This is a genomic window from Sphingomonas lycopersici, assembly GCF_026130605.1.
In the GTDB taxonomy this organism is placed as follows: domain Bacteria; phylum Pseudomonadota; class Alphaproteobacteria; order Sphingomonadales; family Sphingomonadaceae; genus Sphingomonas; species Sphingomonas lycopersici.
The window spans coordinates 495,685-517,481 of sequence record NZ_JANFAU010000001.1; the positions used below are offsets into that span (position 1 = coordinate 495,685).

The following is a 21,797-nucleotide window of genomic DNA, read 5'->3' on the forward strand; positions in this document are numbered from 1 at the left end:
CGAGGCGGATCGATGCGGCGCAAGATGCTCTCGGCGCTGGTGCTGAGCGCGGTCGCGATCGGCACGCCGGCCGGCGCGGTCAGCGAGGCCGCGCCGAAACCCGTCCGGATCGATCGCGACGCGATGGGCGTGCCGCATGTCTTTGCCGCGACATCCGAAGCGGTGCTGTTCGGCGCAGGCTATGCCCTCGCGCAGGATCGCCTGGCCGACATGGAACTGGCACGCCGCCGCGCGCTGGGGCGGACCGCCGAAGTGCTCGGGCCATCGGCGGTGCAATCCGACGTCATCTCGCGCGATCGACTGCTCGACGCCGCCGAATTGCTTCGCATGTATCGCGCGGCGCCCGGCGAATATCGGCGGATGATGCAGGCCTATGTTGATGGCATCAATCACGCGATCGCCGAGATCGAGCGCGATCCTGCGCACAAGACGCCCTATCAGTTCATCCAATGGGCGGTGAAACCGGCGCGCTGGTCGTTGCTCGATTTCCTCGCGATGATCGCCGCTTTTCCGCGCAGCCGCGAGGGCAATGAGGTCACCAACCTCACCTTCCTGACCGCGATGATCCAGCAGCACGGGGTGACGGCAGGCCGCGACATCTTCGACGATGTCGTCCCGGTGAGCGATCCGGAATCGCCGACCGCGATCCCGGCGGGAGAGGATCGCGCGCCCGCCCGGCCGTTGCCTGTCGCCACCTATCTCAGCCTGTTGCCCGACGGCACCGCCGGGCCGGTGTCGATTCCCGCCGCACCCAGCCGCGATCACAGCCGCTGCCTCGTCATCGGCCCGCAAAAATCGGCCAGCGGCAAGGTGCTGATGATGGAGGCGACCGCCGACGGCCCGGAAATCCATCTGCACGGCGGCGGGTTCGATAGCGCGGGCTTCACCACGCCGGCATGGGGCGTGCCGATCATGGGGCGCGGCCCGCGCCACGGCTGGCTGGTGACCTCGGGCGTTTCCGACAGCACCGATACGTTCGCCGAGAAGCTCGACCCGAAAAATCCCTATCGTTACTGGTATCGGGGGCAATGGCGCACGATGCAGCGCCGTCGGGAGCGTATCGCGGTAAAGGGCGCCGCGCCGGTGATCCACGAAGTGGCGCGGACGATTCACGGCCCGGTCGTCGCCTGGGACAAACCGCATCACGTCGCCTACACGCAAAGCTATGCCGAGCGCGGGCATGAGATCGACAATTGGGTCGGCCTGGTCGACATGCAACGCGCGAGATCGCTCGGCGAATTCGACCAGGCGGTGGCGCGGCTGTCGACCGATTTCGGAATTTGCTACGGCGACGAGGACGGCCGGATCGGCTTTTGGGAAACCGGCCTCCAGCCCAAGCGCGCCCCCGGCACCGATCCCCGCCTGCCGACCCCCGGCACCGGCGATTATGACTGGCAGGGCTTTCTCGCGGTTGCCGAGCGGCCGCATATGCTCGATCCCAAGCAGGGCTATATCCACAGCTGGAACAGCAAGCCGACAATCTGGTCACGCGAAGGCGACGAGGCGCGGATCGGCGCCACCTTCCGGACATGGCTGGGCAATCACCTCGGCACCGCGGCGCGCGCGGCGACCCTGCTCGACATGGCCGAGTATAACCGCCAGATTTGGAACGCGATGAGCGCGCGCGATCGCACCCAGACGTCGCCCGACTTCTTCGCGCCGGCACTGCGCGCCGCGGCGGCACACGATCCGACGATCGCCGAGGCGGTCGGCCTGATGCTGTCGTGGAACGGGCGCTACGAGGATCGCGACGGGGACGGCCGCTACGACAATCCGGGGCTTACGCTGTTCCGCGCCTGGCTGGAGATCGCGCCGGCGATGCTGTTCGATCGCGACATGGGCGATTGGTGGAAGAAGATCGATGCCGATCGCTATCTCAAATATCAGACCGGCCTGCTGTATCGGACGCTGAAGGGCGCGGCGGCCGGCGCGCCGGTCAAATTCGACTATTTCCACGGCCGCCCCCGCGACGAGGTCGTCGCGGAGACGGTGCGACGGACGATCGCCGAGGTCGCGTCACGCTTTCCGGCGCAACCGATGACGGCGTGGCGGATGCCGGTTTTCTGGAAATATTTCACCGATCAGGCCGAGGACCCCGAACGGCCGCCGCTGCCGAACGACGATGAGCGGAGCAACGCGCTCTGGGCGGAACTCGGGCTCGGGCCGAAGATGGTGACATTGAACGGCGGCGAGGAATGGGTCGGCATGATGGAATTGGCGCCGACGCATCCCGCGCTCTATTCGATCACCGAGGCGGGCGGGCAAAATCAGTTCATCGACCCCGCAAGACATGGGACAATCCACCTGACGGACCAGGTTCAGATGCACGAACGCAATCAATTCAAACGGATCGACATGGCGGCGGACGATGTCCTCGCCGGCCGAGTTACGAGCGTCACGATCGACTATTCCGAGGCGGTCGCCGGCGAGCGATAACCGACGACAATGACGGAAACGATGAAGAACGCTAGGGTCATCATGGGCACGCTTATAGGGTAGATTCGTGGAATTTGCGTGGCTGGGAGACTTTATCGCGCTCACGCGCCTTGGGAATTTCTCAAGGGCGGCGGCCTCGCGCAATGTCACGCAACCAGCGTTCAGTCGTCGTATTCGCGCGCTTGAAGAATGGCTGTCGGTGGAGCTCGTCGATCGGCGCACGCACCAGATCACGATGACGCCGGCCGGCAAGCGCTTCGCGGTGATCGCCGAGGCCGTTCTGCGCGATATTGAGCATGGGCGGCAGGAAGTGCAGGAAATCGCCGGTACATCGGCCTCGACGGTCAAGATTCTCGTCACGCATGCGTTAGCTTTGTCGTTTTTTCCGCAATGGCTCGCGTCGCTACAGGCGCGGACCGACACGCCTTTGCTGATTCAGATGACGGCGGACAATATGGACGCATCGGAAAAGATGATGCTCGATGGAAAGGCCCAATTCTGCCTTTGTCATCATCATCCTGATGCTCGATCCGCGCTCGATGGCACCGGCTTTCAGTTCGCATCCCTCGGCGATGACAGGCTCGTACCAGTCAGCGCCCCACACAAGACGGAAATGACGGCGCTTCATCCGCTGGCGGATGGCGCGGTCAACCTGCTGGCATATGGGCCGACCTCGGGCATGGGTCGCATTGTATCGGCGATGACGGCGAAGAGCCCGGAAGCCATTACCTACAACAACGTGTTCACCTCGCACACGTTGGTCCTCGCTCGCATGGTGAAGGAAGGGACCGGCATGGCCTGGCTTCCCCTCAGCATCGTTGGGGATGAGCTGGAACGAGGGATATTGGTTCGGGCGGGTGGCGAGCAGTGGGATATTCCGGTCGATTTGCGACTATATCGGCCGCGCGCGCGTCAATCGCCCGCAGCGGAGTCTTTTTGGACTCTTGCCGTCGATTGATCACGCCGCAATGCAGTCGGGCGCTCTCGACACGATCTCGATGCGCCAGCGCGCGGGCTAGCATAGAATCTCTCGCTATCGGCATTAGCCTGCCGGCGGCAGTCGCTGATACCGATCAGCCGTCCAATCTATTGGTGCCGAGAAAGTGTCAGATAAGCAAATGTCGCAAGAGCCCGTCGAGGCCGTCATGTTCGATCTCCTCACCGCGCTGCTGGATTCATGGTCGCTTTGGAATCGCGCTGCGGGCCGCGCGGATGACGGGATGCGCTGGCGGCGCGCCTATCTTGCGCTGACTTATGGATGCGGCGCGTATCGGCCCTATGAGGATCTTGTGCGCGAGGCCGCGCTCGAGACGGGTGTCGCGGCAAAGGCCGCCGAGAATCTCGTCACCTCCTGGGATAGTCTTCAACCCTGGCCGGAAGCGCCGGGGTTGTTGCGAGGTTTGCGAGATCGCGCGATCCCGATTGCCGTCGTCACAAACTGCTCGATCGCTTTGGGGCGGCGAGCGGCGCAGCGGGTTCGCGTCCCTTTTGAGATCGTCGTGACGGCGGAAGAAGCGGGATTCTACAAGCCACGCCCGGAGCCATACCGCATGGCGCTGAATCGGCTTGGCACGGATCCGGCGCGGACGCTCTTCGTCGCCGGCTCGCCTGCCGATATTCCCGGCGCAGCGGGGGTCGGCATGCCTGTCTTCTGGCACAATCGAGCAAGGCTCACCTTCGTCGCCGATACGGCGCGCCCGTTGCTCAATGCGGATAGGCTCGATCCGCTCGAGCAATTGGTGTGATATATTGGTTAGCTTGGACGCGCCGCTTTCATTGCCCCGCGGCCACCTTGAGCGGCGGGCGCCACGCCTTCATATCGACCTCGTCGCTCACTTTATAAGGCGCGCCGTGCCGCGTCAGGAACAGCCGTTCCATTTCGGGGCGGGTGAACGGGCGCGAGCCGAGCCGGCCGAATACCGCGATCTGCCCCCCGGTCTCGTCGACCGCGCGATCGCGATCGAGTCCCTTCGACAGCGCCAGCGCGGGCGACCGCGTCCGCGCCCAGGCGATCAGCTCGGGCTTGGGCGCAGGCGAGAAGCCGTAGAAATTGGGCTGGCTCGCCGGGCTGGTGAGCTGGATCACCTTGAGCCCATTGCGCCCGTCCGCAACATAAGCAAACAGCGAGGCATTGGTGCTGCCGACGATCACATCCTCGACATCGTTCATTCGCCCGCCGAACGTCTCCCTGGCATAGATCGCGGGCCTGAGCGGGTTGGTGATATCGACGATCGCCAGCCCCTCGCCCTTCGCCGCGACATAGGCATAGGTCCGCGCGAGATAGACGCGCCGCGCATTGGCGAAGCGGACCGTCGCCGCGGGGATCGCGACCGGATCGGTCAGCCGCGTCACGTCGAACAGCTTCAGCCCCTCGACATCGGTCACCCATAGATAGCGGAACTGGATCGCGCTCGCCCGCGCCTCCCTCAGCGGGCGCACCGCGGCGAGCCGCGGGTGGAGCGGGTCGGCGAGATCGACCACCACCAGCCCGGCATCGGCGGTGATGTACGCGATCTGCCCGGCAAGCTGGACATGCCGCGCGCCGTTGAGCACGCCATTGGGGTTCCACGTCACCGCGCGCTTGAGGAAATTGTTGCGGAACTCGCCGTCGGCCAGCGTTTCGATATTGACGAGGATCAGCCCTTCGACGCTGTCGGTCACCGCGGCATAGCTGTAGATTGGCAGGAATGGCTGTTCCTGATTGATCTTGCGGCGTTCGGCGGTGTTGCGCAGCGGATTGATCGGCTGATTGGTCGGCAGCGCGACGCAGGTGGCATTCTTCGACGCCACATTGGTATTCTGGCCAAGCTTCGAGAAGGGCGCGCTCAGGATCGGCGCCGACACGCCCTTGTTGGCGATCGACGCCACGTCATAGACGCGGAAGCCGCCCTTCCCTTCGGCGACATACATATATTCGCCGCGTAGTTGCAGGCAGCCGACGCGATCGGCGGTGCCCTTCATGACGTTGCGGAATTCCTCCAGCGGATGCGTCTCGCCCGAGGCCTTGCGATCGAAGGTCTTGCCGCGCACCCAATCCTTGAGCTCGCGGCCGTTGCGCTCGACATGCATCCGCCAATAATCGGGATAGGCATATTTCTGCAGATAGCTGCCGATCACCGCCTGCGGCTCGCTCCATTCGGTGACACGCACCGCCTCGAACCCGTTCTCGAGCCCGGTCCACGCGTTCAGCCCGACGAAATTGGCGGTATTGGTGCCGAGCAGCAGCAATTGCGCCATGATCGCATTATTGTCGTCCTTCGCCGACAGATGGCAATCGGAGCAGGTCTTGGTTTCGGTGCGGCGCACCGTATGCGGGAAATGCGGCGCGAACGCCTGCGAGGAAAAACCGATCCCCGAAACCGGGGGCTGCTGGATATAGATGCGCTCACGGTTGATGTTGGTCGAGGAGAGCACCAGCGCGGATGTCGATCGGACCGGGGCGGTTTCATTGCCCTTGGTCGTCATATGCTTGCCGAGCTGGAACATGTCGTCGCGCGCGACCTGCGGATTGTAGGTCGCGAAGTTGCGCGTCTCCTCGCCTTCATAATGGTGGCTGGTCGTCTTCCAGTTCGCCTCGATCGGCAGGTGACACCCGCCGCAGCTCGTCGTCCAGCTGAGGTGACAGGTGAAGCAGGCGACATCCTCGTCATTATGCGCGCGATCGCTTTTGGCCACGCCGAGCCCGAAGGCGAAGCTGCCGTCCTCCGCGCCCGATCGGCTCATCAATTTGGCGCGCGCCGCCTTGGCGTTGAAATGCGGATTGGCCGGATCGACCGAATCCTTGACCAGGCTGACTTCCCATTCGAGCTTGGGATCGACGATCGAGCGCTGCACCAGTCGGCGCCGCCCGCCCGCATCATAAAACCATTCGAAGCGGCGCTGGCCGTCGGGATTGCGCAGCAGCGCAAGGTTGGTGCCCTTGGGTGGCGCGGCCGGGCCCGAGGTCAGCAATGTCGGATAAGCGTCCGCGGTGCCGTGGCAATCCTTGCACCCGATCTCGATCGCATTCTCCACCTCGCCATAGATGAAGCCGTTGCCGTGGCTGTCCTGCGCGAAATGGCAATCGGCGCATTGCATCCCCTTTTCGGCGTGAATGTCCATCAGATGGACCGCCTTGCCGGGATTGACCCCGACGGGGACGAACTTGCCCTCGCCCTTGCGGCGGAATTTCTCGGGATCGTCGGGCCAGACGATCTTGCCCTCGGCATCGAGCAGATTGCCCGCGCGATCGCGCTTGAACACCGCGCGGAAATTCCAGCCGTGGCCGTGATAATCGGCGAATTGCGTGTCCTTCGCCCTGGCGTTCAGATCATAGACGTTGCGCAGGAAATCCGGGTCCGACCAATTGCCGCGCGGGTTCGCGCCCTCGGGGTTGCGCTCCAATGCGGCATGGGTTTCGGCGGCGGTGGGATATTTCTGCTGCGCGGGCCACATCAGCGGCGCATCCGCCTCATAATCCCACATCGTATAGCCGAGATAGCTGTTCAGGAAGATGTTGGGCTGGTGCATGTGGCAGGTCATGCACTGTGACGTGGGGATCGCGCGGGTGAAGCTGTGGCGGATCGGGTGGCCGCTTTCCTTCGCCACCGACGCCGGATCGATCGGCTCGCCCGCCGGCCCCTTCAACGCGCCGTGCGCGGTCTTCGCCGCGATCGTCGGGTCGACCGTCGCGCTCTGCCCGTCGCGGCCATAGGGGGCATAGATCAGGCTGTGGCGCGGCTCGCGATCATTGGCATAGACGACATGGCACCCCGAACAGCCCGAATGGCGATAATCGCCCGGCTGATCGTTGGTCCCGATGAACCACATGTACGGATCGTTGAGCCGCGTCTTCTGCAGGTTGAGCACCGGGATCGCGACGCGCAGCCCGGTGCCGGGGCCGCGGCTCGATTGCTTGAGATCGGGGCGCCCGGGCTCCTCGAGCCGCTGGATCGAGCCGGTCGGATTGGGGAGGCCGATCTCGGGAAATTGCGTGCCGATATTGCGCCCGCCGCGCTCGAACACGCGGAACACGTCACCCGGCGGGGTCACCTGCCAGGTCGGCAAGGGATAGAGCGCAGCAAGCGCGCCGCGCGCCTGCTGCTCGGGCGTCAGCGTCCCCGGCGGATCGCCGGGCGAGACGATCTTCGCCGCCTGGCCGTCGCGGGTATAGGCCTCGCCGAAAATGTAATTCTTATAGGGGACGACGCCGTTGTTATATGCCGCTCCGCCCCACAACATCGCGCCGGTCGCCATCAGCGACCGCTCGGCGGCCTCGATCACCTGCAGATGGCAGGCGCCGCACGCCTCGCGCGCGACGCGATAGTCGCTCGGATTGACGAAGCGGACGAATTCGGGCGCCTCGCGGTTGAGCAAGGCATAACTGCGCTGCGGATTGGCCGAAGAGGGATAATGCCACGCCTCGGGAAAACGCGGCAGGACATGCGCCCGCTCGCGCGCGGCGACATAATCGGGGTCGTCGAACCCGCGCGCGGGATCGCCGCGCACCGCGGCATTGCCGCCGTGGCAATCGACGCAGCCCAGCATCACCGCCGGCGTCGCGTGCATCGAAGGTTCGTCGGTTCTGGTGTGGCAGCTGTAACACCCGTCCGATTTGGCGGCGACCTGCGCCGCGGTCTGGCTCATCGGGGCGGGCGGCGAAGCGATATAGACGCGCGCCACCGGCTTTTCGCCGCCCGACGCGTGCAGCATCGCGACCGGCAGCGCCAGCGCGGAAAGGACGAGCAGCAGGAAGGGGAGAAAGCGGCGCATCAATAGGACAGGATCAAGTTCGCCAGCACCGAATAATAATTCCGGTGCCGGTCGCTATTGGTGAACAGATCGCGGAAGCCCGCGCCGGGCAGCAACACCGCGCCCGACAGGCGGAAGACGATATTCTGCGTCGCCTTGGGCCGCCAGATCGCGGCGGTGGAGAGATCCCAGCCGATCGACTTGTCGATCCCGCCCTGGTTGCGCAGCGCCTCGAGCGTCGCGGTATTCTCGAACCACAGGTGATTGGCGTTGCCCGACAGGCGCAACTGCGGGGTCAGATCGAAATCGGCGCCCGCGCCCGCCAGCATCGTCCCGGGGTTGTTGAAATTGGACTGGCCCTGCTCCTTCGACGAGCGCAGCGAATTGAGGATGCCGTTGCGCCCGTTGATCGCGATCGCGCGCCCGCCGCCGGCGAAGGGGATGCTCTGCCGGATCCAATAGCTCGTGTCCGCCCCGGCGAAGACCGGATTTTCGAAGATCGCGTCGAACCCGGTCTCGACCTTGTCATATGGCTTGCCGTCGCCGGTGGCGTAGAGCCCCGACAGGCGGAAGCGCATCCAATCCTTGTCGTAACTGATCTCGGTCGCTGCGAAGCCGGCGCGGATCCGCGCGGGGTGCGAGGTGAAGATGCTGTTCCGATCCTCGCCGAACGCGCCGTAGAGCGAGGCGGTGAGGTTGATCCGCCCGATTCGCCCGTCGGCATTATAGCCGAGATAGACCACGTCATAATCGCGCCCGCGCCCGTCGCCGATCAGCGCGGGGCGCACCGGAAAGCCGTTGTCGTCGATCTCGATCCGATTCTTCTCGCGGTTCATATTATAGACCGCGGTGATCTGGCTGGTGAGGCCAGGGATCAGGAAATCCTGCCGGTAAAGATTGGCGACGAACACCCAGTCGCGGCGCGGCGTGTGCGTCACCGAATTGAGCCCGCTGTTGGTATCCTTCTCCAGCCGCCAGAAAGCCGCGAGGTTGAACTGGAAGCGATTGTCGTCGCGATTGCCGAACAGCCGGATACCGAGCTGCTGGTCGTTGAACAGAAAGCCGCGGAAATCGGACTGGAACGGCTGGATGCCGATCCGGATCGAGCGGAAATCGTAGCGATCCGACGTATTGGTCAGGTGGACATCGACGAACGCTTCCTGCACGCCGAGGAACTGATCGGTGCGGTGGGTCGGCTTCGACGGCTCGACGAACAAGACGCGCCGCTCGGGCACCTGCGCGTAATTGATATTATACGCCAGGGTCAGGCGATATTCGATCTCGGGCGGCTTGAACGCGGTGGCGCCCTTCACCAGCGAGACGCCGGCGATGAAGGTCTGGCTCAGCACGAGGCTGGTGTCCCTGCCGAACACGTCGTTGCTGCCGGGGCGCTGCGTCGTCTGCACCCCGACCGGGATCGGGAAGGTGCGCGGCTCGATCACCGTGTCGCTCACCGCATTGGCGACGAAGAACCAGTCGTCGCCCTTGATCGGCAGCCATTTCACCTTGTCGCGGTCGATCGGCCGGTCGCCCTTCAGCCTATTCTGCCGATAGGGATCGAACCAGCGTTCCTTGACCAGTCCGAGCGATTCGATCAGCCGCCAGCGATCGGGCACCGGCACCTGATCGACCGGGAACGCCTCGGGCGGCGGCGCGCGCACCGCGCCGCGATTGTCCTGCGTCACCGCCTCGGGCAGCGGCGCCTCATAGCCGGGGCGGCGGCGGCCGGGGATCGACTGATCGTCGGGCGACGGATCGGCCTGCGGCGCGGCATCGGTCGCCTGCGCCAGCAGAGCCAGGGGAAGGAGCGCGAGCGGGCCCATCGCTACAACCCCGAACAGACGTCTTGCGTCGACGTATCGAGGAACGGCGCGACCGGGCAGTTCACATAACGCAGCCGCACGCTCTCATTGCCGAGATTGACGACGATTTGATCCGCGCGGATTGCGGCCGGCGCATTGCCCAGGCTGCCGACGCGCTTGCCCGCATTGTTGAGCCCGAGGAAACCGATCATATCGTCCTGATCGATCCCGTCGCCCGACACGCCGACCCCGCCGATCAGCACGTTGCCGCGATAGACCGGCACCGACCCGGGGAAAATCTGCACCCCGTTCGGCGCCCGCGTCTGCCCCGCCGCCGCGCCGCAGCGCTGCGGCGTATCGGCGGCATTCACCCCGGTGACATAAGCGAGATGCGCGGCGAGATCGCCGACGATCAGCGCCGATTGCAGCCCTGTCGAGAAGGGGTTGAACTGCGCGATCGGGCGCGAGAACGGGCCGTTGGGGCGCCCGACCTCGCCGTCCGGGAAATAGGGGCGGGAGAGATTGCCGTTGGCGCGATCGGTGAAGGCATAACGCCCGGTCAGCGCATTGGGATCGTTTAGGAAAGCGCGCGCGCGCCCGACGAACCCGGCAACATCGGCGCTGGGACTAGCGAGAAGATCGCTCCCCGCATGACTCCCCGAGAAGAACGCCGCCGTCCGCGCTTTCTGCAAGCTGACGTCGGTGCCGAAGATCGGCGCATCGGGAGAGCGCACCACGCCGAGCACCTGCCCGCGGGTATCGACCACGCTGATCGAAACCTGCGCGCGGCTGTTGAGCGGCGCGCGGATCTGCGCGCGCGCGCGGCTCATCACCGTAAAGGCCTCTTCGAGGATCGCGGTCACTTCGCCCGCAGAGAGCGGCTGCGCGACATCGCCCGCATCGGTTCCGCCACGGATCGGGAAGCGGTTCGCGCCGCTGCCGTCGGTCAGCACGAAGGCGTCGCGGTTGGAGAATTCGCCGGCGGTCGCGGCGCGCACCCCCGATGCCTCGGTGCCATAGGCCGCGCCGGGGAGGACCACCGGGGCCGGATCGCCATAGTAACCGCGCACCGCGACGAGCGCGCCGATGCTGCCGTTGATCGTGGCGAAGCCCGGCGCGCTGGTCGCGATCAGCCCCGCATAGCTCGCGTCGGAATAGCGCAGCAACGTGCCGTCGACCGGCACGCGATCGGCGCGGATCGTATCGGGCGCCTCGAACCCGAGCGTCCCGGCGAGCGCGATATATTCCTCGGGATCATTGTCGACATTGCTGACATCGGGGTCGAAGCCATAGACGCCGTCAGCCATCACCCCGATTCCGCCGACCACCACGCCATTCTTGTAGAGCGGGAAGCCCCCCGGATCGGCGGCGAGCCCGAGCGGCGAACGCTTCGGCCCGATCAGCGCCCCCGTTCCCGCGCCGCCCGCCATGAAACGCGCGGCAAGGTCCGAACAGGGCAATTGGCTGAACTGCACCCCGAACAATGGCCCGCTCTCCAGCCCCGTCGTCGCGGGCGAAGGCGGGAATTGCTGCTGGACGATCTCGCTCGCGGTGCGGGTCGAAAAGGCGTTGCCCGCGCTCGACAGATAGGCGCCGGTGATCGCCTTGGCGATCGCCGCGACCTCCGCCGGGACGGTGAGATTCTGTGCGTCGATATTGACGCCATTGGGCGCCGCGCTGGTCGTCGCGGTGGCGCGCGCGCCGGTCATGCGGAACACCGCGAGGACATTGCCGACGCGATCGGTCACCGCGATCACCGCGGGCAGGTTGCGCGCCTGCGCCTCGGCGGCGGCGTGGGCGATGACGGCCTGGACGTCACTGACGGAGAGCGACTCCTGCGCCGGGACCGCATAAACCGTCGTCGCGGCCGTCGTGCTCGGCGTCGGGGTCGGCGAGCTGCCGCTCGCGCCGCCGTCGCCGCACGACGACAGCAACAGGGACGCGATGCACAGGAGCGCACGCAGTCTCATCGCAGCGCCCCGATGCTGCGTGCGGCGCTCGCCAGCGCGGCGCGGAAGTCGGCCGGGCGATAGGCATTGGGCTCGTGTACCGCGGCATAGGCCCGGTTGACGTCGGCGCGGATGCCGGCCGCCGCGCCGATCGTGATCCGCCCCGATTTGACGAGGCTGTTGAGCAAGGTATCGACCGCCATCACCGCCTGCACCGATCCTTCGTAATCGGTGAAGCGCGGCGCGATCGCCCCGCCGGCGACCTCGGCGACCAAGGTGAAGGCCATATCGCCATTGATCGCCGCCGCGCCAAACGCATCGGCCAAGGCACGCGCGCTCGCCGCCAGCCGCGTCCCCGCCGCGATCGCCGCGGGGCGATCCCTGGCGAGTGCGGCATGGAAGGCGCGGCTGTCGGCATCGAACCGCCCCGCCAGCCCGGGCGCGATCACCCGCGCCGCGGCCGAGAGCATGATCATATTCTCGTCGTTGAACGGCGGCATCCCGGCGGGGATCGGGCGGCCGGGATTGGCCTCCCACGTCTTGCTGCGCTCGGCCTGATCATAGATGCGGCGGTGGCAGCTCTGGCAATCGAAGAAGTAGAATTCGGGGAAGGCGCCTTCGCTGCCCTTCGCGCTCGAATAGAGCGTCAGCGCGCGCTCGACCGCGCTCGCCTGCCCCACCGCCCATAATTTAAGGCTATCGGTGCGGCCTTTGCGTCGCGCGTAATCGGCGTCCTCATTGTGGTGCGCCTGCATCGTCGAGAACAGGTCGAGCTCGAACGAGACGCGCGGATGCCCCGCCGCCATCATGCGATGATCGATGAACTGGCCCGGCCGCGCGCTGCCGAAATGGCAATCGAGGCAGACGCCCGCGCGCACCTGCGGCCGATCGAGCGCGGTCATGCCGTTCACGACATTGGCGGCATGCGTCGCGCCGACCGCATAATGCGTGGCGATCCAGCCGCTCGCCGCGCCGTGGCAGCCCTCGCACCCGACGCCGTCCTGGGCGAGGAAGCGCGGGCCGCGCGCACCGGCCGGGATGGAATGGCACCCGAGACAGGCGGGCGCGGCAGTCGCCTCGCCCAGCCCGAGCGTCGCCGCGATCTGCCGCCCGCGCGTCCCGCCGAGCACCGCAAAGGCACGGCTATGCGCCCCGCCCGGTGTCGAGGGCTCCTGCCACAATTTGAGTTCGTCCTGGCGGACGACCTTGCCATCCGCCTCCATCCGCCCGTGGCAGGTCGATCCGGCACAGGAGGCGACGCCGACATAGGTGCGTCCCGCGGCCTGCGCGCCGGCGGCGTCGGCCGAACGCGCGAGATCGGGCAGGCCGAGCAACAATGCGAGCAGCAATGCGACCAGCACCCCGCCGAGCGCGGACCTGCCGATGATCGCCTGACCCCCGCCCCGCATCCTATGCCCCCCTGCCGTCCGCGCCCCACCGCGTCCGACCGTGCCATCCCTGCCCGATATCGGCCGGTCGTTTCAATCCCGTTTCGGTCGCGATTCCGGGATCCTGGCTCATGGCTTGCGCTGCCACAGATCGTCGTTGCCCGCCCCGGTCACCGGCTCGTCGATCAGCGGCGGGAAGCCCTGTGTGGCGGCGTCCCACAATTCGATCAGCGACAGGCTCAGCGCGCGCGGCACCGCGGCGATCGGATCGAGCTGGCCTTCGATCGTGCCGTGCGGTTCGAGCACGGTGTTGAGATCGACGCAGCTACCCGCGGTGCCGATCAGGCAGCCGTTGATCTTCGATCCGATGACATAGCCGCCCGCCCGGCCGTCGAGCGCGCCGTTGATCGACACCTGCGGCCCCGTGTGCCGGCCGGTGACGAAGCTGCTGCCCGTGCCGGTCAGCCGGCCGTTGATCGCGATCTGCGCCGCGCCGGTGGTGGTGATCGCGACATTGTTGGCGGTGAAGCCGCGACGCGAATCGAAATCGGTGGCGCTCCCGGTATTCTGGATGAACAGCCCGTCCGACACATTGGCGTTGATTGTCGCGGCGCGCAGGATACCGGCGTCGCTCAGCACCCCGTCATTCTGCGCGAGCCGCCGATCGCGCGCATCGACCGTCGGCATCGCCGCGACATCGCCGATCGCCGCCTGCGTTGCGGCGATGATCGTGCGGCCGCGCAATGTCAGCATTCCGGCGAGGCCGCCATTGCCGTCGTTGATGTCGATCGCGCCGAGACCGGCGATCACCGCCAGCGTTTCACCCGCCGACAGCGCCAGCCCGCCGGTCGCGGTGCGCCCGGTGAGCTGGACCGTGCCCTCGACCTGCATCGAGCCCGGCGTGGTGATCGACAGCGTCCCGCCGCCCGGCAAGGTCGCGGTGCCGAGCGTCAGCGCGCGCACGAAGACCGACGGCGTATTGGCCGAGCCCAGCGCGGGTGCGACGATCGCGATATCGTTCGCGAAGACCCGCGCCAGTTCGGCCGCCGACAGGCTGTAGGCGCCCGCCACGTCGCCGCCGCCGATATAGGCCGGGGCGCTCGTGCCCGCCGCCGTGGTACCGCCGACCGAGGTGAAGGTGGCGTTGCGCGTCACCCCCGGGGTCCCGATCGTCGCGCCGAGGGCAATCGCGATATCCCGCGAGGTGACCGCGATCGAGGTCCCCCCGACCCCGCCGGCGAAGCTCGCCAGCCCGCTGGCATTGATCGTGACGCCGGTGCCCGACTGCACGTCGCCGAAGCTCGCGTTACCGGTGGCGGTCGCACCGATCGGGCCCACCGCGGCGAGCGTCGTCGCATTGATCGCGCCTGCGCTGATCGTGATACCACCGGCGGTCGATTGCACGTTGCCGAATTGCGCGTTGCCCACAGCGGTCGCGCTGATCGGTCCGCCGGCGACGAGGCTCGTCGCGTTGATCGTCCCCGCGCTGAGCGTCAGCGCGCCGGTGCCGGCATTGGCGGTGGCGATCGTCATCGCGCCCGGACCGGCGAGGTTGATCCCCACACCCGTTGCGGTGATCGACCCGACGACCGCCAGATTGCTCGCGAACAGGCTCCCCGTCCCGGCGTCAAGCAAGGCCTGGCCGCCCGCGGAGAGGCCCGCCGCGTTAATGCCCTGCCCGGTCAGCGTCACGTCGGTGCCGGCGTTGATCGCGCTGCCCGTCGCGAAGCCGATCGCGCCGCCGCTGGTGATCGTCAGCGCATTGACCGCGCGCAGCGAGCCGGGACCCGTCATCGTGACATTGCCCGGCGCGGTCAGCGTGATCGTGTTGCCGGTCAGGCTGTCGACCCCGGCCGGCTGGCCGGTGTAGCTCATGTCGATCGTGCTGCCCGAGCTTCCCGTCAGCGCCCCCGCGGCGGTGACGCCGCCCCCGCCGGCAAAGGCGAAGGACAGCGGACCGCTGGTGTCGAAGGTCGCGTCGCCGCCCACCTGCACCTGGTTGGCCGTCGCCGAGACGGCGATCGCCGAGAAGCCCGCAACCGGCGCGCCGAGGCTGGCCAGCGACAGCGCGCCGGTGACGGTCAGCCCGCCGTTCGGCGCCGATGAGGTATCGGCGAACAGCACCCGCCCCGCGCTATCGCCATTGGCGTGGAGCGAGAGCGTATCGATCAACCGCTGCGCACCCGGCGCGAGCAGGCCGGCATCGCCGTTGGCGAAGCGCGCGGCCCCGCCGCTGCCGGTGCCTGCCACGCCCGCGCTCGGGCCGGCACCGGCCGCGCCGCCGATCCCGTCGGCGATGATGTCGAGCGTGCCGAGCGCATAATCGCCGTTGCTGGCGTCGAAGGCGGCGGTGCCGCCCGCGCCATTGCCGCCGTTTCCGCCGGCGCCGCTCGCCGCGCTGCCCGCCGCCCCAGCGCCGCCCTGTCCGATCGCGGTAATGCGATAGCTCGCGCGGGTGTCGCCCGATACGAGGCGGCCGCCGGCGATCTGCAGCGTCGCGGTGCCGGCGGTCGCGTTGCCGCCATTGCCACCCGTACCGCCCGTCGCGCCGGCCGTGCCGGGCATCCCGGCGCCGCCGGTCGCATCGGCGCTGACGAGCAGCACGCCGGTCGACGCGGCGCCGCCGTTGCCGATCGCGAACAGGGCCGTGCCGCCGGCCGCATTGCCGCCGCTCGCTCCCGGCACATCGGGAAGCCCCTGCAATCCGCCGAGGCCGCCCGCGCCGCCCTGCGCCTGCGCCAGCACCGCGCTGTCGCCGGCATTGAGCACCGCCGACGCGCCCGCGACGTTCAGCGTTGCGGTGCCGCCCGCGGCATCCCCGCCGCGCCCGCCCGCGCCATAATAGCCGTCGCCCCCGGCACCGCCCTGCCCAGCGGCGGTGACGCGCAACGCGTTGCTCACCGTCGTCGTCCCGAACGCGATATCGAGCGTCGCATTGCCGCCGACGCCCGCGCCGCCCGCGCCCCCGGTGCCGCCATTGGCACCGATGCTGCCGATACCGTCGGCGCTGATCGTGAGACTGGCGTAGGTGGGATCGACATCGACCAGCGCATTGACCGTCCCGCCGGTGCCGCGACCGCCCTGCCCGCCCGCACCGGTGCCATAAGCGTAGATCGGCTTGCCGGTCGCATCGAAGCCGGTGATGCTGCGCGCCTGGCCGGCCTGCCCGCCCTGCCCGCTGGCGTCGACCACCGCCGCGCCGATCGCATGCCCCTCGTTGCGATAGGCGAAGTTCGCGGTGCCGCCGGTGCCGCTGCCCCCCGCGCCGCCGGCGCCGTCGCTGCCATTGTCGCCGCCCGTGCCGCCGATCCCCCGCGCCGAGAGCGTGAGCGACGGCAGCGTCAGCGTGCCGCCCGCGAGCACCACCTCGGCGACGCCGCCGGTTCCCGCCCCGCCGTTCCCCGCGCGATAAAGCCCCGGGGTGCTGACCGCGATCGTCGATCCCGCGCCGCCGATGCCGTCTGCGCCGAGTGTGATGCCGTTGGCGATCGTGACCAGCCCGGTGCCGCCCGCGGTCATCTGCACCCGCGCGGTGCCGCCGAATCCGGCGCCGCCGTCCGCGCCGTCGCTGTCGAAAAAGCCGCTGCCGCTGCCCCCGAACCCGCCGGCGTCGAGCGTCAGCATATCGAGCTGGAGCGTGCCATCGCGCGATTCGAGCATCGCCGTGCCGCCGCGCCCGACGCCGGCGAGCGCGGCGGTTTGCGGCGGCGAACCCTCGCTGCCCGATTGGCCGCCGAAACCCTGCGCGCGAAGCGTCACCCCGGCGATCGTCGCGGTGCCGCCGGTGACGAGCAGATTGCCGGTGCCGCCCTGCCCCGTACCGGCCTGGAACGGCGTCGTGCCCCCACCCGGACAGGTCGGGCAATTGACCGCCGAGGACCCGCCGGTCCCCGAAATATCGGCCGTCACCTGGCCCGCGGTGAAATTGCCCGCGGCGAGGTTGATGCTCGCGGTGCCGCCGGTGCCGTTGCCGCCGTCGCCCTGGTTGAAGAACACGCCTTCGCCGGTCGCGGCGGAGGTGCCGCTCGCGATCAGATCGAGATTGTCGAACGCCAGCGTCGCGTCATTGGTGGCGCCGGTGCGGCTCTCCACCGTCACGCGGCCGCCGAGCCCGTCGCCGCTGCGCCCGCCCGCGCTGCTGAACCCCGGCGCGCCGCCGTCGCCGGTCGCCGACAGAGTCATGCGGCCCGGCGCGGAGAAATCCGCGTCGACGGCATAGAGCAGGATCGTCCCGCCGGTGCCGTTGGACCCCGCCGGCCCAACCCCGCCACCGCCGTTCGCCGAGGCAAAACAGCCGAAAGACGCGCAATTGCTGAGCGTGAGATTGCCGCGCGCGCCGCCCGACGCGCTCGCGAACAGCGTAACGTCGCCCCCGGTCGCATTGCCCGACTGCGCCGGATTGCCGAACCCGCCCTGCGGCGCATAGGCCGAGGCGTCGACCTGCAGCCCCGGTGTGGTGAACGTCCCCCCGGCCGCGCCGATGCTGATCGTCCCGCCGAAAAGATCGGGCGAGCGCAGCCCGGTGGTCGTGCCGAAATCCGGCGCAAAGGCACGCGCGATCGCGCTGACCGACAGATTGCTGCCGATCGCCAGTGTGCCGCCGTCATGCGCCAGCAGCGAGATCCGCCCGGCGCGCGACGCCGCCCCCGCCGCGCCGACGCCGGTCATCGTCGCATCGGCGGAAAGCGAGACGAAGCCGTCGAGCGTCAGGCTGCCGGGGCCGCCGACATCGATCGCGATCCCGTTCGCCCCGGGGACCGCCGCGCCGAAATTGCCGCCGTTGCTGGAATAGCCCGGATTGGCCCCGACATCGGCGGTGAACCCGCTCCATTGATGCGTGCCCGCGGATATCGCGACGCTGATATTCCCGCCGGTCGCATTGCCCGCGCTGCCGGTGCCGGCATTGCCGCCGGTCGCCTGCGCGGTCGCGCTGACCGAGCCGAGATCAAGCACCCCGCCCGCGCCGGTCAGCGCGATGCTGCCGCCGAACCCCGAACCGCCGTTGGTCGGCGCGGCGGCGAATTGCGTCGGCGTACTGGCGGACGCGTCGAGCGTCGTCGCGGCGAACTGCAGCAATCCCCCCGGTTTTCCGGCCGGCGGCGGCGCGCTAAGCGCGGAAAGCGCAATGCTGCCCCCGGTCGCATTGCCCGAGCGATCGGTGCCATAGCCGCCGTTCGCGGTGGCATTGGCGAAAAGCGTCGATGCGCTGATCGTCCCGCCATTGGCGATGAGCGCGATCGTCCCGCCGAACGCATCGGCGCCGGTCGTCGGCGTCCCGCTCACCCCCGCCGACCCGTCGCCGAAGGCGTTGAGCGTCAGCCCGCCGGCGATGCCGATACTGCCGTCGAGGTCGACCGAGCCGGTGCCCCCGATGCTCGTCAGGCTGATCGCCCCGCCGGTGGCGCCGACGCCCGCGGTCAGCGTCATGTTGCCCGCAACGCTGATCCCGCCGGACTGGCCCGCGAGCAAGGCGATGCTGCGTTCGGCCGAGAGCGTCACGTCCGCGCCGAAACCGGCGCGCGCGCCGCCGCCGGTGTTGATCGCGATATCGCCGGTCGCGGCGCCGTTGAGCACCGATTGCCAGAAGCTCGCGCCGATCGTGAACCCGGCGTCCGCGGTCGCGGTCGCGTTGCGCGGGGTGGCGACCGCGCCGCCCGCGAGATCATAGCCCGCCGAGAGCACCACGCCGTTATCGTCGGGGATCGCAGCGCCCGCGGGCACATAACCGATATTGCCCGACAGCAGCATGGTCAGCGCATTGTTCTTGGGAACGGCGACCATATAGATGCGCCGCGCCTCGCCGCCGCCCGAGGCGATCTGGCCGTTGGTGTCGCCGGTGTGGACGATGCCGTTGGCGTCAGTGGTGCCGGCGTTGACCGTGATATCGAACAGCCCGGCGTTGATCCGGATATCCGCGCTCTCCGCCGCGACATAGGCTGCCGATCCGCCGACGTTGATCGTCCCGCCCTGCGCGACGCGCGGCGCGACGAGCGCGACATAGGTGCCCGGCGTCAGCGCGTTGATCGTCGCCCCCGGGGCGATCTGCACCGCCGCATTGCTGCCCGCCGCGCCGCGGAAGCGGATCTCGCCGGTGGCGCCGTACAGCCCCCCGGTGGTGTCGATATCGTTGGCGGTCAGCACCAGCGACCCGACGTTGAACACGCTCGTCGCCCCGGCGATGATCCCGCCCGGCGAATAGAACCAGATCGATCCGAGCGAATCGCTCTGCACCGTGCCGTTGAGCGCGATCGCCTGCGCGACCGTCCCGCCCGGCACCACCCGGTTGAGGACGGTATAAGGCGCGAACGAGCTGACCGGTCCGCTGAAGTTCATCGCATGGCCGGCGGGGAGGAAGTCGATCGTCCCGCTGCTCGGCGGCGGCGTCCAGTTGATCACCGCCTGCGCACTGTTGACGGTGATATTATCGACATTCGATCCCGACGAGATGCTCACCTTGGCGGGATCGTAGCTGGGGGTCGCCTGCGCCCCGCCGGGGAAGGTCTGCGCGCCGGCGGGCGACACCGCCCACGCCACCGCGAGCGCCAAGGCGCTGGCGCGCGCGCCGAGCAGCATCCGGGTCGAACGGGTCATTGGTGCCTCCACGGCAGGAGTTGCGTGCTGAGCGAGAACAACACCCGCGCCGCGCCGCGCTCGGTCTGGAAACCGGCGGTGCGCAACGGGGTGGCGACGGTGAGGTCGAGCCGCGCGTGGCCCGCCCAGGTGGCGCGCACGCCCCCGCCGGCGGAAACCAGCCGCTGCGGATCGAACCCGGCATAGCTGGCGCCGTGGTGCCACACCCAGGCGCTATCCATGAACACGAACGGCTGGAACGCGAACGGCTTCGCCCCGCGCGGCACGAGCCGGCCGTAGCGCAATTCGGTCGAGACGCCGAAGCCGCTGTCGCCGGTCAGCGTCCCCGGATCATAGCCGCGCCCGACGGTGTAATTGCCCGCGCTGATCTGCTCATAGGAGAGCAGCACGTCCGGGCTATATTGCGCGCGCGGCGCGAGCGCGATCGTGAACATCGGGGTCGGGCGGAATTCGGCCTGCGCGCTCGCCCGTACGATGAAGGCGGAGGCGTCGCCGCCCTCGCGGCTCACCGGCGTGCCGCAGCCGACGAGCGCGCGGCATGCCTTGCTCGCGCCGAGCCCGGCGAGCCCCTGACGCAATTCGAGCGAACCACCGAGATGCCAACGCGGCTCGAGCGCCGAATAGCCATTGGCGCTGACGACGCTCTCCGGGTCGATCAGATCGCCATCGAGCCGCGCGAACAGCACGCGCAGCCGATCGCGCGACAAGGGCACCCGCGCCGCGCCGCTACCGAAGCGCAGATCCTGATCGATCACGTCGATCCCGCTGGTCGCCATCAGCGTGCGGACCTGTCGCCGAATCAGCGGATAACTCAACGCGCCGGTCGCGATCATCGTGGTCGACGAAAGCTGCCCGCCGACGACATCGGGCTTGCTCCACGCATAAGTGAAATCGCCCGACAGCCTGAGCCCGTTGCTGCCCAGCGCCATATTGTGCCCGACCTCGAGCACGGTCTGCTCGCTCGGCTGCGCGGTGTTAAAGACGCTGAACGTCGTGCTGTCGCCCAGCCCGGTGAGATCGTTGATCCGCAACCGCGCAAGCCCGCCGACCGGCCCCACCGCGCTGCTGCCCAGATTCTGCACGTTGATATCGACTTCGATACGTCGGCGCGTCACCGTCACCTCGCCGATCACCTCGCCCGGCGCGGTGCCCGCGGGGCGGAGCGCGAGCCGGACGTCATAACCGGGCAGATCGCGCGCGAGCAGCAGATGACGTTCGGCCTCGTGGACGTTGAACACCGGCTCGTCCTTCAGCGCCTCCATATGCGCCGCTATCAGCCGCTCGCTGTTGCCCGCCTCGCCGCGCACCTCGATCGCAACCAGCCTCGCCATGAACACGTCGAGCCGGACGACACCACCCTTGTCGATGCGCTGCGGCGGCACCTGCACCGCGGCGAGATAGCCCATCTGGCGCAATGCGGTGGCGATACGGTCGCGCACCTCGCACAGGCTGGCGATCGGCACATCGTGGCCGGCAAGGTCGCTCCACGTGTCGCGCAGCGCCCCGGGGTCGACGACGCGCAGCCCTTCGAGCCGGACGTCGCTGAAATTGACCGTGACATTGGCGTAGCGCGGATCGGCGAGCGGGCACGGCGCGCGCTCGACCCCGCCGACCACCGTCAGCCGCCCGCCCGGCGCCGCCGGCTCGCCGGTAAGCGCGCCGCGCGACAATTCCTCGCGGGTCGGCGGGCGCGCGGTAACCTGCGCTGCAACCGGCGCCGGGGCCAATGCCGTAAGGCCCAGCGCAAAGCGCCACAGCGCCGCACGCCCGAAACCCTGATGAACCCGCATTCCCTGTCCCCCGAACCGTCGGGCGGCCTGTGGCAGGCCGCCCGTCCTGAACCCTGTGCGCGCGCTGGCGTTGTGCCGTGGCGCCGCCCTTTTTGCGGCCCGGGTGGGATG

Annotated in this window: 9 protein-coding genes; 3 read left to right on the forward strand and 6 right to left on the reverse strand. The window is 68.4% G+C overall.

What is annotated here, in order from left to right:
* Window positions 1-12: 12 nt before the first annotated feature.
* From NED98_RS02060 to NED98_RS02070, 3 genes are all read left to right on the forward strand, one after another.
* Window positions 13-2,436, forward strand: coding sequence for a penicillin acylase family protein (locus tag NED98_RS02060; protein ID WP_265311715.1), 2,424 nt, complete (start codon window positions 13-15; stop codon window positions 2,434-2,436).
* Window positions 2,437-2,503: 67 nt separating this feature from the next.
* Window positions 2,504-3,394, forward strand: coding sequence for a LysR family transcriptional regulator (locus NED98_RS02065; protein ID WP_265311716.1), 891 nt, complete (start codon window positions 2,504-2,506; stop codon window positions 3,392-3,394).
* Window positions 3,395-3,581: 187 nt separating this feature from the next.
* Complete coding sequence (locus NED98_RS02070) at window positions 3,582-4,181, forward strand: HAD family hydrolase (RefSeq protein ID WP_265311717.1); 600 nt, start codon at window positions 3,582-3,584, stop codon at window positions 4,179-4,181.
* 28 nt (window positions 4,182-4,209) lie between these two features.
* Here the strand turns inward: NED98_RS02070 and NED98_RS02075 are convergent, their stop codons facing one another.
* The 6 genes from NED98_RS02075 to NED98_RS02100 form a co-directional block, all read right to left on the reverse strand.
* Entirely contained in the window at window positions 4,210-8,187 is a 3,978-nt protein-coding gene (locus NED98_RS02075) for an LVIVD repeat-containing protein (protein ID WP_265311718.1), read from the reverse strand.
* On the reverse strand, window positions 8,187-9,989 hold the full coding sequence (locus tag NED98_RS02080; protein WP_265311719.1) for a hypothetical protein: 1,803 nt from the start codon (window positions 9,987-9,989) through the stop codon (window positions 8,187-8,189). Before NED98_RS02080 ends, NED98_RS02075 begins: the two co-directional genes overlap by 1 nt.
* A 2-nt stretch (window positions 9,990-9,991) precedes the next feature.
* Window positions 9,992-11,938 (reverse strand): heme-binding protein, encoded by a 1,947-nt coding sequence (locus NED98_RS02085; RefSeq protein ID WP_265311720.1) that lies wholly within the window; start codon window positions 11,936-11,938, stop codon window positions 9,992-9,994.
* Complete coding sequence (locus tag NED98_RS02090; RefSeq protein ID WP_265311721.1) at window positions 11,935-13,326, reverse strand: cytochrome c family protein; 1,392 nt, start codon at window positions 13,324-13,326, stop codon at window positions 11,935-11,937. The genes NED98_RS02085 and NED98_RS02090 overlap by 4 nt, the downstream gene beginning before the upstream one ends.
* Before the next feature lie 108 nt (window positions 13,327-13,434).
* Window positions 13,435-19,896 (reverse strand): histidine kinase, encoded by a 6,462-nt coding sequence (locus NED98_RS02095; protein WP_265311722.1) that lies wholly within the window; start codon window positions 19,894-19,896, stop codon window positions 13,435-13,437.
* Window positions 19,893-21,686 carry a ShlB/FhaC/HecB family hemolysin secretion/activation protein gene (locus NED98_RS02100; protein WP_265311723.1) on the reverse strand — a complete coding sequence of 598 codons (1,794 nt, stop codon included), beginning with the start codon at window positions 21,684-21,686 and terminating at the stop codon, window positions 19,893-19,895. The genes NED98_RS02095 and NED98_RS02100 overlap by 4 nt, the downstream gene beginning before the upstream one ends.
* Window positions 21,687-21,797 lie beyond the last annotated feature (111 nt).

What these genes read in the sequence shown, in the direction of transcription:
- NED98_RS02080 (WP_265311719.1), bottom strand. Translation starts at nt 9,989, where the DNA reads ATGGGCCCGCTCGCGCTCCTTCCCCTGGCTCTGCTGGCGCAGGCGACC.
- NED98_RS02095 (WP_265311722.1), bottom strand. Translation starts at nt 19,896, where the DNA reads ATGACCCGTTCGACCCGGATGCTGCTCGGCGCGCGCGCCAGCGCCTTG.
- NED98_RS02060 (WP_265311715.1), top strand. Translation starts at nt 13, where the DNA reads ATGCGGCGCAAGATGCTCTCGGCGCTGGTGCTGAGCGCGGTCGCGATC.
- NED98_RS02085 (WP_265311720.1), bottom strand. Translation starts at nt 11,938, where the DNA reads ATGAGACTGCGTGCGCTCCTGTGCATCGCGTCCCTGTTGCTGTCGTCG.
- NED98_RS02075 (WP_265311718.1), bottom strand. Translation starts at nt 8,187, where the DNA reads ATGCGCCGCTTTCTCCCCTTCCTGCTGCTCGTCCTTTCCGCGCTGGCG.
- NED98_RS02090 (WP_265311721.1), bottom strand. Translation starts at nt 13,326, where the DNA reads ATGCGGGGCGGGGGTCAGGCGATCATCGGCAGGTCCGCGCTCGGCGGG.
- NED98_RS02100 (WP_265311723.1), bottom strand. Translation starts at nt 21,686, where the DNA reads ATGCGGGTTCATCAGGGTTTCGGGCGTGCGGCGCTGTGGCGCTTTGCG.
- NED98_RS02070 (WP_265311717.1), top strand. Translation starts at nt 3,582, where the DNA reads ATGTTCGATCTCCTCACCGCGCTGCTGGATTCATGGTCGCTTTGGAAT.